This is a genomic window from Marinobacter pelagius, assembly GCF_900114925.1.
Lineage (GTDB): Bacteria > Pseudomonadota > Gammaproteobacteria > Pseudomonadales > Oleiphilaceae > Marinobacter > Marinobacter pelagius.
In genome coordinates, this window is the sequence record NZ_FOUR01000003.1 from 119,697 (window position 1) to 137,602 (window position 17,906).

General features: G+C 59.9%; 14 protein-coding genes. 7 read left to right on the forward strand and 7 right to left on the reverse strand.

The features are described from left to right. Positions 1-110: 110 nt before the first annotated feature. Complete coding sequence (gene rsgA, locus BM254_RS07540) at positions 111-1,166, forward strand: small ribosomal subunit biogenesis GTPase RsgA (RefSeq protein WP_092001133.1); 1,056 nt, start codon at positions 111-113, stop codon at positions 1,164-1,166. Between the two features lie 82 nt (positions 1,167-1,248). Beyond that, positions 1,249-2,103, forward strand: coding sequence for an archaetidylserine decarboxylase (asd, locus tag BM254_RS07545; protein WP_092001136.1), 855 nt, complete (start codon positions 1,249-1,251; stop codon positions 2,101-2,103). 2 nt (positions 2,104-2,105) lie between these two features. Here the strand turns inward: asd and epmA are convergent, their stop codons facing one another. Both epmA and efp read right to left on the reverse strand, forming a co-directional pair. Further along, positions 2,106-3,074 carry an EF-P lysine aminoacylase EpmA gene (gene epmA, locus BM254_RS07550; RefSeq protein ID WP_092001139.1) on the reverse strand — a complete coding sequence of 323 codons (969 nt, stop codon included), beginning with the start codon at positions 3,072-3,074 and terminating at the stop codon, positions 2,106-2,108. A gap of 7 nt (positions 3,075-3,081) precedes the next feature. Further along, positions 3,082-3,657, reverse strand: coding sequence for an elongation factor P (gene efp, locus BM254_RS07555; RefSeq protein ID WP_092001142.1), 576 nt, complete (start codon positions 3,655-3,657; stop codon positions 3,082-3,084). Positions 3,658-3,702: 45 nt separating this feature from the next. On the opposite strand from efp, the gene epmB reads away from it, so the two are divergent. From epmB to BM254_RS07570, 3 genes are all read left to right on the forward strand, one after another. Further along, the gene (epmB, locus tag BM254_RS07560; protein ID WP_092001145.1) at positions 3,703-4,743 is read left to right on the forward strand and encodes an EF-P beta-lysylation protein EpmB; all 1,041 of its coding nucleotides are present in this window, start codon (positions 3,703-3,705) and stop codon (positions 4,741-4,743) included. 156 nt (positions 4,744-4,899) lie between these two features. Beyond that, positions 4,900-6,711: a GTPase gene (locus BM254_RS07565; RefSeq protein ID WP_092001147.1), complete on the forward strand. Its 1,812-nt coding sequence runs from the start codon at positions 4,900-4,902 to the stop codon at positions 6,709-6,711. A 195-nt stretch (positions 6,712-6,906) separates the two neighbouring features. Then, complete coding sequence (locus tag BM254_RS07570) at positions 6,907-8,991, forward strand: EAL domain-containing response regulator (protein ID WP_092001150.1); 2,085 nt, start codon at positions 6,907-6,909, stop codon at positions 8,989-8,991. A gap of 55 nt (positions 8,992-9,046) precedes the next feature. On the opposite strand, the gene serB is transcribed toward BM254_RS07570, so the two are convergent. Both serB and parC read right to left on the reverse strand, forming a co-directional pair. Continuing rightward, positions 9,047-10,279 (reverse strand): phosphoserine phosphatase SerB, encoded by a 1,233-nt coding sequence (serB, locus tag BM254_RS07575; protein ID WP_092001152.1) that lies wholly within the window; start codon positions 10,277-10,279, stop codon positions 9,047-9,049. After that, on the reverse strand, positions 10,272-12,566 hold the full coding sequence (gene parC / locus BM254_RS07580) for a DNA topoisomerase IV subunit A (protein ID WP_092001154.1): 2,295 nt from the start codon (positions 12,564-12,566) through the stop codon (positions 10,272-10,274). Before parC ends, serB begins: the two co-directional genes overlap by 8 nt. Positions 12,567-12,822: 256 nt before the next feature. On the opposite strand from parC, the gene BM254_RS07585 reads away from it, so the two are divergent. Then, positions 12,823-13,062 (forward strand): hypothetical protein, encoded by a 240-nt coding sequence (locus tag BM254_RS07585; RefSeq protein WP_092001157.1) that lies wholly within the window; start codon positions 12,823-12,825, stop codon positions 13,060-13,062. Between the two features lie 95 nt (positions 13,063-13,157). Here the strand turns inward: BM254_RS07585 and BM254_RS07590 are convergent, their stop codons facing one another. Then, on the reverse strand, positions 13,158-13,742 hold the full coding sequence (locus BM254_RS07590; RefSeq protein ID WP_092001161.1) for a YceI family protein: 585 nt from the start codon (positions 13,740-13,742) through the stop codon (positions 13,158-13,160). A 68-nt stretch (positions 13,743-13,810) separates the two neighbouring features. Beyond that, positions 13,811-14,356 (reverse strand): cytochrome b, encoded by a 546-nt coding sequence (locus tag BM254_RS07595; protein ID WP_092001164.1) that lies wholly within the window; start codon positions 14,354-14,356, stop codon positions 13,811-13,813. A 442-nt stretch (positions 14,357-14,798) separates the two neighbouring features. On the opposite strand from BM254_RS07595, the gene BM254_RS07600 reads away from it, so the two are divergent. Then, positions 14,799-16,094 (forward strand): EAL domain-containing protein, encoded by a 1,296-nt coding sequence (locus tag BM254_RS07600; RefSeq protein ID WP_245777395.1) that lies wholly within the window; start codon positions 14,799-14,801, stop codon positions 16,092-16,094. Here the strand turns inward: BM254_RS07600 and BM254_RS07605 are convergent. Next, positions 16,081-17,856 (reverse strand): SLC13 family permease, encoded by a 1,776-nt coding sequence (locus BM254_RS07605; RefSeq protein ID WP_092001167.1) that lies wholly within the window; start codon positions 17,854-17,856, stop codon positions 16,081-16,083. The two genes, BM254_RS07600 and BM254_RS07605, sit on opposite strands and share 14 nt — an antisense overlap. Between the last annotated feature and the right edge of the window lie 50 nt (positions 17,857-17,906).

Genomic DNA, 17,906 nt, shown 5'->3' on the forward strand with positions numbered 1-17,906 from the left:
ATCCGGAGATATAGTCTTTAAGGTCTTCAACATACTACAGCGACCCACAAGTGATTCCAGTATGATGGCACGGTCGATGACGAACTTTCACGGGATCTCTCTAATCATTTATGGCAAAACGGCGACTGAACAAACAGCAACAGTGGCGGATCAAGAAGATCCAGCAGGAACGGGCTGCCCGTGCTGCCAAAAAAGAAAAGGTCATTGAACAGCAGGCCGAGGCCGGTGAGCTGGGGCCGGAGCAGGAAGGTCTGATCATCGCCCACTATGGTCAGCAGCTGGATGTTGAGGCCCTGGAGGGCGAGGATTCCGGGACGGTTTTCCGCTGTTTTGTCCGGGCCAATATCGACAGTCTGGTGACTGGCGACCGGGTGATCTGGCGCAAGGGCAAGAGTGAGACGGGTGTGATCGTTGCCCGTTGTGATCGCCAGAATCTGCTGCAGCGGCCGGACAATTTTGGGGCACTGAAGCCGGTGGCGGCGAATATTGATCACATCATTCTGGTGATTGCCCCGGAGCCGGAACCCCACGATAACCTGATCGACCGATACCTGGTGGCTTCGGAGACCAGTGATATTCCGGCGGTGATTCTGCTGAACAAGACGGATCTGATTACCGATGAGAACCGGGAGCAGATTGAATCGTTGCTCTCCCGGTATGAGAACCTGGGTTATGAAGTTGTCCGTACGTCGGCCGCCGAATCCGGTAATGAGCCGGCGCCGGAGGTTGCTGCACTGGTGAAGGATCAGACCAGTGTGTTTGTTGGTCAGTCCGGTGTCGGCAAGTCCTCGATTATCCAGACGCTACTGCCAGGGGAATCGCTTCGGGTCGGGGCGGTTTCGGAAAGTACCGGCAAGGGAATTCACACCACTACGACCGCCAAGCTTTTCCATCTGCCCCTGGGTGGAGATCTGATTGATTCGCCGGGTATCCGGGAGTTCGGGCTGTGGCATATGACGCCGCAGGAGATCGAGTACGGTTTCCGGGAGATCCGGGAGTTGATCGGTACCTGCAAGTTCCGGAATTGCCGGCACATGGGAGATCCCGGGTGCGCCCTGGAGGCGGCGGCAGCTGACGGGCGGATAAGTCCGGAGCGGCTGAAGAGTTTTCACCGGATTCTGGCGGATATGGCCGAGCAGCAGGCCCGGGGCCTGAAGGTGGACTGATTCGCAAAGCGGTAAAACCGTATCTACACGCCTACGCCGTTTTGCTAAACTGCGCGCCTTCTCAAGTAAAGGGTTCGTTTTGATGTTCGATAAACTGTTCGTTCTGAGCCAGTACCTCACTCCGCAACTGGCTGTTTCACGTATTGCTGGTCGGTTTGCGGACAGCGAAGGCAATCAGGCTTTGAAGAACCGTGTAGTGAAGTGGTTTATCGGCCGCTATGGCGTGGACATGAGCGAAGCTGCGGAACCGGACCCGACCGCTTACCCGAGTTTCAATGCATTTTTCACCCGGGCGCTGAAGCCGGGTATTCGCCCCCTTGCCGGGGGTGAGCAAACCCTTGTCAGCCCCGTGGATGGAACCATTTCACAGCTGGGCCAAGTAACCGGTGACCGGGTTTTCCAGGCCAAGGGTCAGTCCTTCAGCCTGAATGAGCTGCTGGGGGATAACCTGCAGCGCACCGAAACATTCTCCGAAGGCGAGTTTGCCACCATTTACCTCGCTCCCAGCGACTATCACCGCATCCATATGCCTATGGCGGGCAAGCTGCGGGAGATGGTGCACATCCCCGGCAAGCTGTTTTCGGTCAATCCGGTGACGGCGGAGCATGTACCCAACCTGTTTGCGCGCAACGAGCGGGTGGTCTGCATCTTTGATACCGACGCCGGCCCCCTGGCGATGGTGCTGGTGGGCGCGATGATTGTCGGCAGTGTCGAGACCACCTGGTCCGGCGTGGTGGTGCCGGGCAATGGTCTCGTCACCGACTTCCAGTATGAGGGCGAGCAGGCCCGGGAGTTTGCCAAGGGCGAGGAGATGGGCCGGTTCCGGCTGGGCTCCACGGTGATCATGGTGATGCCCAAGGGTGCTGTCAGCTGGAACGAGAATCAGGTTGCCGGCAAGACCGTCCGCATGGGTGAGGCTTTCGGCGAGCTCGCCTGAGTTCAGGCGCGCTCGAACGGGAACGCCAGCACGTCCGAGATATCGGTTGCTCCGAGCTTGAGCATGAGCAGCCGGTCCAGCCCCAGGGCGACCCCGGCGCAATCCGGCAGGCCCTGCTCCAGCGCCGACAGGAACGCGTCGTCGATGGGCATTTCAGGTTTACCCAACAATCGGCGTTGATGGTTATCCGCCTCGAACCGGCGCCGCTGCTCCACCGGATCGGTCAGCTCCCAGTAGCCGTTACACAGCTCCAGTCCCCGGACATACAGCTCGAAACGGTGCGCCACGGAGTAGCCCTGATGTTCCGATACCCGGGCCAGTGACGCCTGGGAAGCGGGATAACCGGTGATAAACACCGGGCGCTCAATACCCAGGTTGGGCTCGACTGCAAAACTCATCAGCAAGTCCAGGCAACCATCCCGTCCCAACCCTGCCAGCTGTTCCGGCTCCAGCCATTCCTCGCAGCGGCGCATCAGCTCCCGCTCCGAGGACTCGAACGGGTCCACGTGTGCCCAGGTCTTCACGGCATCCCGGTAATACAGGACCTCCGGTCGCTCGCAGCCCAGCCAGCCGCAGACCAGGTCGGCGACCTCGGTCATCAGCTCCCGGTCATCGAATCCCGGCCGGTACCATTCCAGCATCGAGAACTCCGGGTTGTGGCGCCGGCCACGCTCACCATTGCGGAAGACCTTCGAGACCTGATAGATCGGGCCGGAGCCCGCGGCCAGCAGGCGTTTCATGTGGTATTCCGGGGAGGTCTGCAGCCAGCCACCCTCGATGCCGGAGGCGGATACCTGCGCCGGAATGCCGTCGAGGTTCACGTCGGTCACGCCGCAGCGCCCCAGCACCGGGGTTTCGACTTCCACCACCCCTCTTTGCGCAAAAAAGCCGCGCACAAACGCCAGTTGTTGTGCACGGCTTTCCAGGGCAGCCTGCGAGGCAGCGGGCTGCCAGACAGGTTGATCAGTCATTGCCGAATCAGCTGCTCTTGACGCGGCTGACGTACTCGCCGGTCCGGGTGTCGACCTTCAGCACTTCACCGATGGTGATGAACAGGGGCACGTTGACTACGGCACCCGTGGACAGGGTGGCCGGCTTGGAGCCGCCCTGAGCGGTGTCGCCTTTCATACCCGGATCGGTATCCACCACTTCCAGCTCGACAAAGTTGGGCGGGGTTACGGTCAGGGGAGCACCGTTGTACAGGGTTACGGTATAGACGTCCTGCTCCTTGAGCCACTTGACGGTATCGCCCACCGCCTTGGCGTCGGCCGGGTACTGCTCGAAAGATCCGTCGGTTTTCATGAAGTGCCAGAACTCACCGTCGGTGTAGAGGTATTCCATGTCCTGGTCGATCACGTCGGCCGCCTCGAGGCTCTCGCCGGACTTGAAGGTCCGCTCCCAGACGCGGTTGGTCATCAGGTTCCGCAGTTTTACCCGGTTGAAGGCCTGGCCCTTGCCCGGTTTTACAAACTCGTTCTCGAGAATGATACAGGGGTCGCCATCCAGCAAAACCTTAAGACCGCCGCGGAATTCGTTGGTAGAATATGAAGCCATGAAATGTCCACCTGACACAATGTCGTTAAAATTTCAAAGGTCGCTATGATACAGCGAACCCCCGCCCGTATAGAAGCCCACATCTGTGAACAGGATTCCCGTAGCTGGCAGGAGCTGCTGTCAGGCTCGGTCACTACGCCCGAGGCGCTGCTGAAGCGGCTGAACCTGCCCGCCGAATCCTGGCTGGAGGGCGCGCGGGCCGGACACCGGCTGTTTCCGATCCGGGTTCCGGAGCCCTTTATCGCCCGTATGACGCCCGGAAACCCTGACGACCCACTGCTGCGCCAGGTGCTGCCGCGAATGGACGAGGCGGCCGAGGTGTCCGGTTTCATCCGGGATCCTCTGCATGAAGATGGGGCTATCCAGACCACCGGGCTGATCCGGAAGTATCGTAGCCGGGCGCTGCTGATGGTAACCGGCCAGTGTGCCATCAATTGCCGTTACTGCTTTCGCCGGCATTTCCCCTACGAAGAGCAACGTCTCACCCCTGAGGACCGGGACCAGGTACTGCGCACGCTTGGGGACAGCCCCGAGATCAATGAGGTCATATTCAGCGGGGGCGACCCCCTGGCGGTCAATGACCGGCTGCTGGCCCGCTGGGCGGCGGATATCGCCAAGGTGCCCCACATCCGAAGGATCCGGCTGCACACCCGGCTTCCGGTGGTGATTCCCCAGCGTGTGTGCGACGCCCTGCTCAAGTGGGTCAGCAGCTCGCCGCTGCAGGTGGTCATCGTGCTGCACATCAACCACCCGGCCGAGATCGACAAGCCGACCCGCCGGGCCCTGGGTTATCTGCGTGCGGCCGGAGCCATACTCCTGAACCAGAGCGTGATCCTCAGGGGCGTCAACGATACGGCGGACGCCCTTGAGGACCTGAGCGAAACCCTGTTCGAAGCCGGGGTGATGCCCTACTACCTGCATGCTTTCGACCCGGTGGCCGGTGCACATCACTTTGATGTGGGTGATAATGAGGCCCGCGAGCTGGTACGGGAGTTGCTCAAACGGCTGCCCGGGTTCCTGGTTCCGAAACTGGTCAGAGAGGTTCCGGGCGAAGAAAGCAAGACGCCTCTGGACCTGTGGTCGTGAGCGAGATCACAAACCTGGACGTCGATCACTTGCAAAAGTTTGTTAACTCGTGATCTTCTCGCTTTTCGTCGACCGTTTGCTATTTTACAGTCGACTATGGGTTACAAATAAAAACATAAGGGAAACCGACGGTGGCCCGGACATTGGCGCGAATTCATGGAAGGCACGATTCTGAAACCTGATCTACGAGTACCGGAACAGAAAACCACGACCCTGTCCTTTTGCGAAACGGCGCCGAAGCCCTTCCGCAACTGGGTGGCTCAGTTGCCCATGGCCAACATTGGCGAGGTGTCCCGACAGCTCTACCATGCGATCATCGAGCTGAACCACCTTTCGGTCGCGCCCCAGCAGAGATTGCAGTTTCTGGAACTGATCCGGGAGAAGATCCATTTTGTCTGCAACGAGCTGTCCCGGCATTACCTGGGCCTGGCCGTCGCCCTTCCGGAGAAGCAGCGCAAAATTGCCAACCTGGCCCAGGCCCTGCAGATGCACCTGGCCACCGGTTACAAGATTTGTATCCTAGACGGCCTTGACAACGGCGGCCTGGACAGGAACCGTAAGCCCGTCACCATGGCAATTCACCGGGCCATCTCGGAGCTGTCCGCCACCATCCTGCGCTCCCATCAGCTTTATTGCCCGAGCCCTGCTCGCAGCTGGCTGGAATGCCATCGTCTATATCGTTTTGCCTACCGCAACGGCATGGCCCATCTTCAGGTGGAAGACAACACCCTGAAGTCCCGCCGCACCAGCTCCCTGGCCGACAGTTACAAGCGGGTTCTGCTGCTCGGTTGCGCTCGCCCCAACCAGTTGCGGCAGTCCGAACTCAACCAGGCGTACGAGCTGTTCGAGACCTGGACGGAACACACCCAGTGCGGCCCGGATATTGGCGAAGACAGCCTGTTTGTGGTGAACATGGAGCATGACAATCCGCCGATCTATCGCAGCCTGCTCGATAACCAGCCCGGTGACGACAGCTTCGGTTTCGACACCCGGGAGCTGTCCAACATGGTTTCCGAGACGCTCCAGGCCCGGCGCACGCACCAGGAAAAAGAAAATCCCCTGCGTATCCCGGCCAATATCAGCGACACCCTGCTTACTCACCTGAGCCAGGCCCTCGGCATCCTGGCCAAACGCAACTTCAACCGCATTGCCAGCCAGGGCACCCTGGAGGTCTGCGTCGGCCTCACCGCTGTCCATTATTTCATCGCCGGTGAAAAATCCTTCGCGGAATTCGTCAGTGGTAATGCCAGCGCCCGGGAGGAAGAGGACAACCACTTCCTGACCGAATCGAAGAAAGCGGAAGATGCCTGGGCCGGCGCCCATGATGCCGGCCCCAGCGAGGAGCGGCACTCCTCCCCAGACACCCCGATCAACTTTCGTGGTGGCTATTTCGGCAAGCCCGCTGCAGATCCGATTCCGGAGAAGAATCTGCCCCGCTCCCACCAGGCCCTGCTGATCAACACCAGCCCTGGCGGCTACTGTGTTGGCTGGGAAACCAATGTGCCTCCGTCCATCCAGGCCGGTGAGATCCTCGGCGTCCGCGAACAGCAATCCCATCCCTGGAGCGTTGCCGTTGTACGCTGGATCCGGCAGGTAAAACACCAGGGCACCCAGGTGGGCATTGAGCTGCTGGCCCCCAGTGCTGCGCCCTGCGGGGTCCGGTTGCTCCAGAAAATCGGAAACAACAGCGAGTACCTCCGTGGTTTACTGCTGCCGGAAATAAGCGTAGTCAACCAGGCCGCCACCCTGATCACTCCCCGACTGCCGTTCCAGTCCGGGAGCAGGATCTCCCTCCTGCACGATGGCAGGCAGGACCAGGGCACACTCGGTCGCAAAGTCTCGTCCACAGGCAGTATCAGCCAGTTCGAACTGAAACTTCAGAATAATACGGCACTGAATATCTCCAGCCAGACCGATACGCCGGTGGCCAGTGAGGATGAGTTTGATTCGCTGTGGCCGTCGCTCTGATAAGCGAGACGCGGGTGGCGAACTGGCCAAACAGAGGGTTGTTATTACCCCCTATCCCCTGCATCATTCTGCATAAGTGATAGACCGGCCTCTGACTCTCGGCAAGCAGTTTTCCTCAAGGCACTGTTTTACAAGCAGATCTTAATGCTGCCCTGGAGCCGGCTCCGCAAACGAGTAGCACGAGACTTCTTACGAATGCAGAAAAAGAACGCCACAGTACACCTGCTGATTCTTGATCCATCTCAAAATGATGCTGAATCACTGGTCAGCCTGCTGAGGAATTCCGGGAAGGCCACACGGGCCCATCGCATCACCTCGGAAGAAGATCTCGAAGAGGTGCTGAAAACCGGCAACTGGGATCTTTTGCTGGCCCGGGATGTGAACGATGAATTCGGTGCCGACGAGGCCCTGGCAATGGTTCGCCGGATGGACAAGGACATCCCGTTCATCCTGCTGATGACCGAAGAAAGCCGGGAACGGAGAGTTGGCATCATGAAGGCCGGCGCCCAGGACGCAGTGCCGTTCGACTATTCGGATCAGCTCGTGCTGACGGTCAACCGTGAGATTTCCGCCCTGGAAGAGCGCCGGCGCCGGCGCGTGCTGGAGTCCCACCTCCGGGAGGCGGAACAGCGCTGCCAACTGCTGCTGGAAAGCTCCAAGGATGCCATTGCCTACATCAATGACGGCATGCATATCTATGCCAACCAGTCCTACATGGACTTCCTCGGCTACGACGATATCGATGACCTGATCTGCATTCCGGTCCTCGATACGCTCACCCCCGAAAGCCAGGAGCGGTACAAGGAATTCATGAAGCGCTTCGCCGAGAAGGGCGAAGACGGCATGACCCTCAACTGCACGGCGCGGCGCAGTGATGACCAGGAACTGAAGGTCACCATGAGCGTGTCTTCGGCTACCTACGATGGTGAATTCTGCACCCAGATTGTACTCCAGCCCGAGCACAGCGATGCCGAACTGGAGGAGAAGCTGCGCCAGATCAGCAGCCAGGATCTGCTCACCGGCCTGTATAACCGGCAGTACCTGATGGACGCCCTTTCAGAAACCATCGCCCGGGCCGGTAAGGACAACCAGACCGGGGCCCTGGCCTACATCGCACTCGATAACTTCATCACCATGAAGGGGCAGGTGGGTATCGCCGGCGCCGATTTGCTCCTGGGCGACCTGGCGGCACTGCTGAAGGAAACCGCCGGAGAGGATGCCACCCTGGCGCGGCTGAGTGATGATGCCTTCTGCATGATGTGCCTGCCCTGCGATGAGAAATCCATGGCCGATCGGGCGGAAAGAGTTCGCAAGGCCATCGAGGACAACCTGTTCGACATCAACGGAAAAACCGTTCCGATGACGGTCAGTATCGGCGTGGCGGCGATTACCGAAAACTCACCCAAGGCGGAAGAATTGCTCGGCCGGGCCCACACTGCCTCGTCCGATGTCAAAAAGCAGGACGGCCATGCCCAGGGCAACGGGGTGCTGGTCTACAACCCGGCAGACTACGAAACCCTCGATTCCAGCAACTCCGTGGAGGCTATCCAGAAAGCCCTCGAGGACAACAGTTTCCGCCTCCTGTTCCAGCCGATCATCAACCTGCGCGGTGAAGGCGAGGAGCACTACGAAGCCTTCGTGCGCATGCTCGACAAGGACGGCGAGGAAGTCTCGCCCTATGACTTCCTGCCGCCCGTGGGCCCGAACGAAACCGCGATCAAGATCGATCGCTGGGTGATCCTGAACACGATAAAGCAGTTGGCCAACCACCGCTCCCACGGCCACGATACCCGCCTGTTCGTCAATATCACGGCAGAGACCCTCCAGGACAAGACCTTTACTCCCTGGCTGAGCGTGGCCCTGAAGGCTGCGAGACTGCCCGGCGATGTCCTGATCCTCCAGGTTCGGGAAGGCGATGCCAACAACTACATGAAGCAAGCCAAGGAATTTACCCGGGCGGTTCACGAGCTGCACTGCAAGGTGTCAATTTCCCAGTTCGGCTGTGCCCTGAACCCCTTCAACACCTTCAAGCATGTGAACGCGGACTTTGTGAAACTGGACGGCTCCTTCACCGAGGAGCTCCAGAAGAGCGACAAGGCCAAGGAACAGGTGAAGGAAATGATCAAGACCCTGCAGAATTCCGGGAAGCTCTCGATCATTCCGCTGGTGGAGAATGCCAGTATCCTGGCCACACTCTGGCAGGCCGGCGTGAACTATATCCAGGGCTACTACCTGCAGGCCCCGGCCCCGGAAATGAACTACGATTTCGGCGAGGGCTGAGAAACAACAAGGGCGCCAGATGGCGCCCTTGTTCATTGCAGCTTACTACCTGCCCTCAGAACTCCGAATCCTGCAGGGTCTGGGTGGTTTCCCGCTCCCTGAAGCCAATCAGGTACAGGATCGCGTCCAGGCCCAGGGTCGAGATCGAGTGACGGGCGGATTCCTTCACCAGCGGTTTGGCCCGGAACGCGACCCCGAGGCCCGCCTGGCTCAGCATGGGCAGGTCGTTGGCACCATCCCCGACGGCGATCACCTGCTCCCGGGAAATGTGCTCTTTCTCGGCAATCTCCAACAGTAGTTCCGCCTTGCGCTTGCCATCGACAATCTGGCCGGCGACCCGCCCGGTCACCTTACCGTCCTCGATTTCCAGCTCGTTGGCATAGATGTAATCGATCCCCAGCTTACGCTGGAGGTGCCGCGCGAAGTAGGTGAAGCCACCGGAGAGAATCGCTGTGCGGTAGCCCAGGGCCTTGAGGCTGCGGATCAGGTGCTCTGCGCCCTCGGTCATGCGCAAGCGGGCCGCGATACCCTCAAGTACCGACTCATCCAGCCCCTTGAGCAGCGCCAGGCGCTCGGCAAAGCTCTGACTGAAGTCCAGCTCCCCCTGCATCGCCCTTTCGGTGATCTCTGCCACCTGGGGCCCCACGCCGGCCTCCAGCGCCAGCTCGTCGATCACCTCGGCCTCGATCAGGGTGGAATCCATGTCGAACACCACCAGGCGCCGGTTACGGCGGAAGATGGAGTCCTCCTGGAAGGCAATGTCCACGTTCATCTCACCGGCTATCTGCAGAAAATCCGCCCGAAGCTGTTCCAGATCCGAAGGTGTTCCGCGCACCGAGAACTCCACGCAGGCAATGCGGTTCTCCGCGGGGTTCAGGGATGGCCGGCCCGACAACCGGCTGATGTTGTCGATGTTCAGTCCGTGGCGCGCGGTGATCGCGGAAACCCGGGCGATCTGTTCCGCCTTGATGTCCCGGGCCAGCAGGGTAACGATGTAGCAGGCACGGTTCCGGCCGGCGGCCCAGGCCTGGTATTCCTTCTCGGTGATCGGAGCAAAGTGGACCTGGAGGTCCAAGGCATGCAGGCGGAACAGCAGGTCCCGGATCACCGGTGAGGATTTGGACTCGTCGGGAATCTCGATCAGGATGCCCCAGGTCAGGTGGTCGTGGATCACCGCCTGGCCGATATCCAGGATCCGCACGTGGTAGCGGCCCATGATACCGGTAATCTCGGAAGTCAGCCCCGGCTTGTCACGCCCGGAGACATTAATCAGTACCAGTTCACTCACTGTCGGAGCTCTCCTCTTGTCCGGCCCGTGCCGCCGAAGGAATCACATCAATGGCATCAACCCGCTGCAAGCCCCGGGGCAGCTTGTGGCCGCGCCGGCCGCGCTCACCCAGGTAATGCTCCAGGTCACTGAACTGCAGCCCCATCTTGCGTTTACCGGCCCGGATCTCGAGCTGGTCGTCTTCGGCAAATACCGCCACGGCCACCACGAATTCCTCCCGGTTCTGAACTCTCGCCGAAGGGATACTGATGATCTTGTTGCCCTTGCCCTTGGCCAGTTCCGGCAACTCGTTCAGGGGGAATACCAGCATCCGTCCCTCGTTGGAAATGGCTGCGAGGTAGAGGGTCTTGTCGGCCCTGGGCACCATCACCGGGGGCATGATCTTCGCTCCCTTGGGTACCGATACCACCGCCTTGCCATTACGGTTCTTGCTGATCATGTCCTGCAACGAGGTGACAAAACCATAGCCACCGTCGGTGACGAGAAGGGTCTTGCTGCCCGGGTCACCCATCAACAATCCCGCAAAAGAGGCGCCGGAGGGTGGATTGATCCTGCCGGTCAGGGGCTCGCCCTGCCCCCTGGCCGAGGGCAGAGAGTGCGCCATCAGGGCGTAGGCACGGCCGGTGGAGTCCAGGAAGATCGCCTGCTGATTGTTGCGGCCACGGGCGGCCAGGGCAAAGCGGTCGCCGGCCTTGTAGCTCAGGCCTTCGGGCTCGATATCGTGGCCCTTGGCGGCGCGCACCCAGCCCTTCTCCGAGAGCACCACGGTGACCGGATCGTTGGAGACCAGGTCCACTTCACTGAAGGCCCGGGCTTCCTCACGCTCGACAATGGGCGAGCGACGGTCGTCCCCGAACGTCTCGGCGTCCTGCTGCAGCTCGGTCTTGATCAGCTCCCGGAGCCGGTCCTCGGAGCCCAGGATCGCCTGCAGCTCGTCCCGCTCGGCGGAAAGTTCGTCCTGCTCGCCGCGGATCTTCATTTCTTCCAGTTTAGCCAAATGGCGCAGTTTCAGTTCGAGGATCGCCTCCGCCTGCTCGGGCGAGAGGCCGAACCGGGCCATCAGCTCGTCCTTGGGCTTGTCCTCGTAGCGGATAATCTCGATCACTTCATCGATATTCAGGTAGGCGACCAGCAGACCCTCAAGGATGTGCAGCCGGGCCAATACCTTGTCCAGGCGGTGCTGGAGACGGCGGGTCACGGTGGTGCGACGGAACGCCAGCCACTCGGTCAGGATCTGGTGCAGACCCTTCACCCCCGGGCGGCCATCGTTACCAATGACGTTGATATTGACCCGGTAGGTCTTCTCCAGATCGGTACTGGCGAACAGGTGGGCCATCAGCCCGTCCAGGTCGACGCGGTTGGAGCGCGGCACAATCACCAGCCGGGTCGGGTTTTCGTGATCGGATTCATCCCGGAGGTCCGCCACCATCGGCAACTTCTTGGTCTGCATCTGCTGGGCAATCTGCTCCAGCACCCGGTTGCCGGAGACCTGGTGCGGCAGGTCGGTGACCACCACTTCGCCATTTTCCCGGATCCAACGGGCCCGCATGCGAAGGGAACCGCGACCCGTCTCGTACATCTGGCGGATGTCCTTGCGGGGCGTGATGATCTCCGCCCGGGTCGGGAAATCCGGCCCCTTGATGTGTTCACACAGCTCGTCGACACCGGCCTCTGGCTTGTCCAGCAAGCGGATACAGGCAGCGGTCACCTCCCGGACATTGTGCGGCGGGATATCGGTGGCCATCCCCACCGCGATCCCGGTGGTGCCGTTCAGCAGCACGTGTGGCAAGCGCGCCGGCAGTACCGAGGGCTCCTCCATGGTGCCGTCGAAGTTGGGCACCCAGTCGACCGTACCCTGCCCCAGCTCGCTGAGCAGCACCTCCGCGAAGGGAGCCAGCCGCGACTCGGTGTAACGCATGGCGGCGAAGGACTTGGGATCATCCGGAGAACCCCAGTTACCCTGCCCGTCCACCAGCGGATAGCGGTAGGAGAAGGGCTGGGCCATGAGTACCATGGCCTCGTAGCAGGCGCTGTCACCGTGGGGGTGAAACTTACCCAGGACATCACCGACGGTACGGGCGGATTTCTTGTACTTGGAGGTGGACTTGAGCCCGAGCTCCGACATGGCGTACACAATCCGCCGCTGGACCGGCTTCAGTCCGTCCCCGACGTTGGGCAAGGCCCGGTCGAGGATGACGTACATGGAGTAATCGAGATAGGCCTTCTCCGTGTAATCCCTTAGCGAGACGCGCTCGAAGCCTTCATCGGTGGTCTGAAATTCTGGCATGGATGCCCCTTTTGCCTGAATTGCCTGTTGTTTGGAATGGCTGTGATGCTACTCTCCGCGCCCCTGAATTACACGGGGGCAGAGGAAGAAGGCACATTATATGGACGCAGGGGCGGATACACCAATCCGGTGCTGATCCAGTGAGGGTACGCAAACGCCAATAGCGGAATTCCCGCATGGAGAGACTGTAAGGGTCACCGTATTCTCACCAACAGTTAATAGAAGACCGTTTCCACTCCCGAACAAGCGGAACACTATGAAACCCAACCTCAAGGCCTGCGGGCAAGCCATGGTGACAGCCATGGTCAATGCAGTACTGGCAGTAGCGCTGATGCTCCTGGTGGAGTTTGCAATCAGTGGGAGTTTCGCGGTACCGGAGCCCTATCTGTGGGCGGGTCTGCTGATCTGGCTGGTGATTTTTGCCGGTCAGTTCTGGCGTCAACGCCACCTGTGCAAGAACTGCCCGTCCTCCCGGGAGTCCTCAGGCTCGATCTGATTAACGGCAATATTCCTGTCTTCTGGCGGAAGACTTTGAAAGGCAGGAAGGTTCCGGGCTGAGCCCGGAACCGGATCTGGCAGGGTCAGCCAGGCTTACTGTCGAATCCCCTCGACAGAGATAATGATTTCAACAGTCTCGGCAGCCGGGCCGAGATCCATTGGAATACCAAAGTCCTTCAACCGAAGTTCGGTCTCTGCCTCAAAGCCCATACGGTAGCCACCCCAGGGGTCCTCACCGTGGGCGATCATCTCGGCATCCAGGGTAACTTCTTTCGTAACACCGCGAAGAGTCAGGTCACCGATAATGTCCGCTTCGCCATCCTCGTCGACAACCACACGCTTGCTGGTGAAAGACGCTTCCGGGTGTTCGTCCACGTAAAGGAAATCTTCACTGCGCAGGTGCTTGTCACGCTCGGCGTGATTGGAATCAACACTGGAAGTATCGATGGTCACGTTGACCGAGCTGTTCTCGGGATTCTCGGCATCATAGACAAACTGACCGTCGAAATCGTTGAAGCGGCCATACAGCCAGCTATAACCCAGATGGGAAATCTTGAAAGTGATGAACTGGTGTGTACCCTCGTTGTCGAAGGCGTAGGTGCCACCGTGCTCATCAGCCTGGGCGGCACCGCCGACCAGCGCCATGGATACCGCGGATGCAAGCAATATTTTCTTCATGAATGGTTTCTCCCTTATTTGGTAAACCAGCCCGGTCATCGGGCGTCACTTCTTTGTTGCCTCGCCACTCACTTACCGAGCATACGAAGCAGGGTCCGGTCACGATCAACAACGTGGTGTTTCAGCGCCGCGAGGGCATGCAGCCCGGCGAGCACCACAATCGCCCAGGTTGACCAGTAATGTATGGTGCCGGCGATGTCCTCCATGCCTTTCACCTGTCCGGTAACCGAAGGCACATCGAACCAGCCGAAGACGCTGATGGACGAACCGTCGGCCGTCGTTATCAGGTAACCACTGACCATTGCGACAAACAGCAGCAGGTATAACACCGCATGCGCCGCATGGGCAGACAACACTTCCAGTCGCGTGTGCTCCGACAGGGGCGCTGGTGGCGGATTGATGAAACGCCAGATCACCCGGAGAACCATGACCGCCAGCAACAGAATGCCGACACTCCGGTGAATGTCGGGGGCACGACGGTACCAGTCGTCATAGTAGGTCAGGTCTACCATCCAGTAACCGAGGGCGAACAGCCCGATCACTGCAACAGCAACCAGCCAGTGGATAAGAATCGCGATCGCACCATAACGGTCGATACTGTTTCGAAACTGCATTGCCTGGAGACCACTCCCTGTCTGCTGAGTTGATGGAAAGAGTCTAGAAAGACCGGATGATGAATAAAATCAAAATGTTTTGCTGCCGAACATCAGAAATTCTGATCATCCGCTCTGACCTATTCCTTTAGTCGTATACGGGTTATACGGATTGTTCAAATTCATGACAAAGATAAACTTCTCACATACCTTTTCAATCAGCCGGGATGAATCCAGGAGAAACGTCATGGAACTCGAATTCGACGAAAGCGTTGTTGTTCCCAGCAACAACTGAGTAAAAGCGGTCTTCGGGCCGCTTTTTTCATTCTCTCATCCCGCTGTCTCCCTCCAGAACACCGACGGATTCCCGTTTCTTCAGGGAAGTTGTGGTAATGGCTGCATTTTTTTGGCAATCTCCGCGAAAGAATGCAGTCTCGCGCCGTAACGACGACCCGAAGAAACCATGCCCCAGCCATTGCCTCACAAGTTGAGCTCCCCCGAGCTTGACCAGCTCTCCCCCATGCTCAACCAGGAAGGCGATGTCTGGACCGCGGATTTCCAGGGTCTGACACTGAAAACCGCGCTGCAGCCCATCTACAGCATTTCCCACAAACGGATCGTCGGCTACGAAGCGCTGATCCGGGCCTTCGATACCAAAGCAAACCAGATCCTGCCGGTGGACCTGTTCAAGCTGCCAGCCTCGGATTTCGAGAACCTCCTGCTGGACCGGCTGTGCCGCTACCTGCACATCCGTAACTACGGCAGCATCAAGGATGAACTGAACTGGCTGTTCCTGAACGTTTCGCCCAAGGTGGCCACGGTTGGCAACCCGTCTGATTCCTTCTTTGGCCAGCTGCTGAAGAAAACCGGGCTGCCACCGCACCGGATCGTGATGGAAATCGTCGAACAGCCCACGGATGACGCCGAGCGACTGCGGGAGACCGTGGCCTATTACCGGGAACTGGGGTGCCTGACAGCTATTGATGACTTCGGAGCGGGCCACTCCAATTTCGAACGGATCTGGAACCTGTCGCCGGACATCGTCAAGCTGGACCGGACCCTGCTGACACGGGCCACCGAGGATCCGAAGGCCCGGCAGATTCTCAACGGCATCGTCTCCCTGCTGCACCAGTCGGCGTGCCTGGTATTACTGGAGGGTGTGGAAACCCGGAGCCAGGCCATGATCGCCATTGATGCCGGCGTGGACTTCGTCCAGGGTTTCTATTTCCGCAAGCCGAGCACCGAGCTCAGCGGCCTGGAAACATCGCCAGCGGACTTTGGCCAGTTACTGGACGAGTACAAGCAACGCAACCAGATCAGCTTTGATCCGACCCGGCAGGTGGTGAATTACTTCGAACGCTTCTTCCTGAGAGCCGTTGACCGGATGTGGTCCGGCGCCACCATGGCAGAGGCCTGCACCGACCTCCTCAACCACCCGACGGTTTCCCGCTGCTATCTGGTGGACGCCAACGGCATTCAGATCGATGCAACCCTGGTATCGAATGCCGGCACACGCAACCTTGACCCCCGGTTCCGGCCGCTGGAAGACAGCAGCAGCGCCGACTGGTACCGCCAGCAGTACCTCCGCCAGGCCCTGGCGCAGCCGGAGACGCTGCAGGTGACCGCACCTTACCTGTGTGTCACCGGCGCCTATATGTGCGTGACACTGTCCCTGGGGTTCTACCAGAACGGAGAACTCAGGGTACTGTGCTGCGACATCCTCTCCAGCCCGATCGATCCCCGGATCAGTACAGACTGATCCCGTAGACCACCGCAATCACTGCCACCGTCACCAGGCCGATAAACAGGTTCATGGGCAACCCGACCCGCACGAAATCGGCAAAGCGGTAGCCGCCGGGGCCGAACACCATCATGTTGGTCTGATACCCCAGGGGCGTGGCAAAACTGGCGGATGCGGCCATCATGACCGCAATCACGAAAGGTTCGGCGGGTGCCCCCATGGCCGTGGTCATGGACAGCACCACGGGTATCACCAGCACTGCCGCGGCGTTGTTGGTCACCATCTCGGTCAGGGTGGAGACGGCAAAATAGACCAGCAGGATCGCCAGCAGGATGTGGCCATGACTGAGCCCCAGGATACCCTCGGCCAGGTAACTGGCGGCTCCAGTTTCCTGCAGGGCCGCCCCAAGGGCGAACGAGGCGGCAATGGTGAGAACCACCGGCACATCCACCGATTTCTGGGCCTGCCCTACGGAACAGCATCCGGTCAGAATCATCAATGCGGCCGCCAGCAATGCCGCGTTGAGCATGCTCATGATCCCGCAGGCCGCCAGGCCCACCAGCACCACCAGAATGGTCCAGGACAGCCAGGCCCGATCATGGCGGGGCGTATCGGTATCCAGATCGTTGATCAGCAGGAAATCCTTGTTATAACGCTGCCGACTGACGAAGGCTGGCCGGGCTTCCAGCAACAGGACATCCCCCGGCTTCAGACGGATATTGCCCAGATTGCCGGATACCCGCTCGCCACCGCGGGCCACTGCCAGTACCACCGCACCATAGCGGTCCCGGAAGCGGGCATCCCGGATGGTCAGCCCGAGTACGTCAGACTGGGGCGACAGTACCGCTTCCACCAGCCGCCGCTCGGTCCGGTCCTTGCTCAGGGAAGGTTCATCCTCATGCACGGAGGGCACGATGCCGTTGATCCGCAGCAGATCGGAGATGGCCTGGGTATCGCCGGCAAAGACCAGCCGGTCGCCTCCACGCAAATGCTCTTCCGAAGGTACGGCCGTCACCACGCTGCCATCCCGTTCGATTTCCACCAGGTACAGGCGCTCGAGCTCTCGCAGCCCCGCCTCGCCCACGGTTTTGCCCACCAGCGGGCCACCGACCGAAACCGCCACTTCCAGGGTGAATTCCCGCATGGAACCGAATTTCTGCTGGTCTTTCCGGTCCGGCAGTACACGGGGCATCACCAGCAGCATGACGGCCAGCCCAATAACAGCCACCGGCAGGCCCACCATGGTGATGGAGAATATGGAGAAGCCGTCGCCGCCGGTCAGCTGCTGGTACTGGCCATTCACCACCAGGTTGGTACTGGTGCCGATCAGCGTCAGGGTACCGCCGAGAATGGCGGAATAGCTCAGGGGAATCATCAGCTTGGACGGTGAAATCCCGATCTTTCGGGACCAGGCATGCACCGCCGGAATCATGGTCGCCACCACCGGTGTGTTGTTCAGGAACCCGCTGAGCAGGGACACCGGCAGGGCAATGCGGGCCTGGGCACTGCGGACGGTTTTGGGGGAACGAAGCAGGTGCCGGACGAGGAGATCAACGCCGCCGGAATGGTGAATGCCCGAGGCGACCACGAACAGTGCCACCACGGTTATCAGGCCGGTGTTACTGAAGCCGGCCAGGGCCTGTTCCGGGGAAATCAGGCCACTGACGCTCAACACCACCAGCACCCCCATCATGACCATGTGGGGCGCAAAGCGTCCTGAACTCATCAGTAGTAATGCCGCGCCGGACAGACCCAACGCGAACCAGCCCTGCCAGTCCATATCCGGTATTCCCCGTTATGAAAACTGGCAGCATAGCGACTATTTGGAAT

Bases quoted from the DNA above. Each gene is read 5' to 3' on its own strand.
- rsgA (WP_092001133.1), top strand. From the start codon at position 111: ATGGCAAAACGGCGACTGAACAAACAGCAACAGTGGCGGATCAAGAAG.
- asd (WP_092001136.1), top strand. From the start codon at position 1,249: ATGTTCGATAAACTGTTCGTTCTGAGCCAGTACCTCACTCCGCAACTG.
- epmA (WP_092001139.1), bottom strand. From the start codon at position 3,074: ATGACTGATCAACCTGTCTGGCAGCCCGCTGCCTCGCAGGCTGCCCTG.
- efp (WP_092001142.1), bottom strand. From the start codon at position 3,657: ATGGCTTCATATTCTACCAACGAATTCCGCGGCGGTCTTAAGGTTTTG.
- epmB (WP_092001145.1), top strand. From the start codon at position 3,703: ATGATACAGCGAACCCCCGCCCGTATAGAAGCCCACATCTGTGAACAG.
- BM254_RS07565 (WP_092001147.1), top strand. From the start codon at position 4,900: ATGGAAGGCACGATTCTGAAACCTGATCTACGAGTACCGGAACAGAAA.
- BM254_RS07570 (WP_092001150.1), top strand. From the start codon at position 6,907: ATGCAGAAAAAGAACGCCACAGTACACCTGCTGATTCTTGATCCATCT.
- parC (WP_092001154.1), bottom strand. From the start codon at position 12,566: ATGCCAGAATTTCAGACCACCGATGAAGGCTTCGAGCGCGTCTCGCTA.
- BM254_RS07585 (WP_092001157.1), top strand. From the start codon at position 12,823: ATGAAACCCAACCTCAAGGCCTGCGGGCAAGCCATGGTGACAGCCATG.
- BM254_RS07590 (WP_092001161.1), bottom strand. From the start codon at position 13,742: ATGAAGAAAATATTGCTTGCATCCGCGGTATCCATGGCGCTGGTCGGC.
- BM254_RS07595 (WP_092001164.1), bottom strand. From the start codon at position 14,356: ATGCAGTTTCGAAACAGTATCGACCGTTATGGTGCGATCGCGATTCTT.
- BM254_RS07600 (WP_245777395.1), top strand. From the start codon at position 14,799: ATGCCCCAGCCATTGCCTCACAAGTTGAGCTCCCCCGAGCTTGACCAG.
- BM254_RS07605 (WP_092001167.1), bottom strand. From the start codon at position 17,856: ATGGACTGGCAGGGCTGGTTCGCGTTGGGTCTGTCCGGCGCGGCATTA.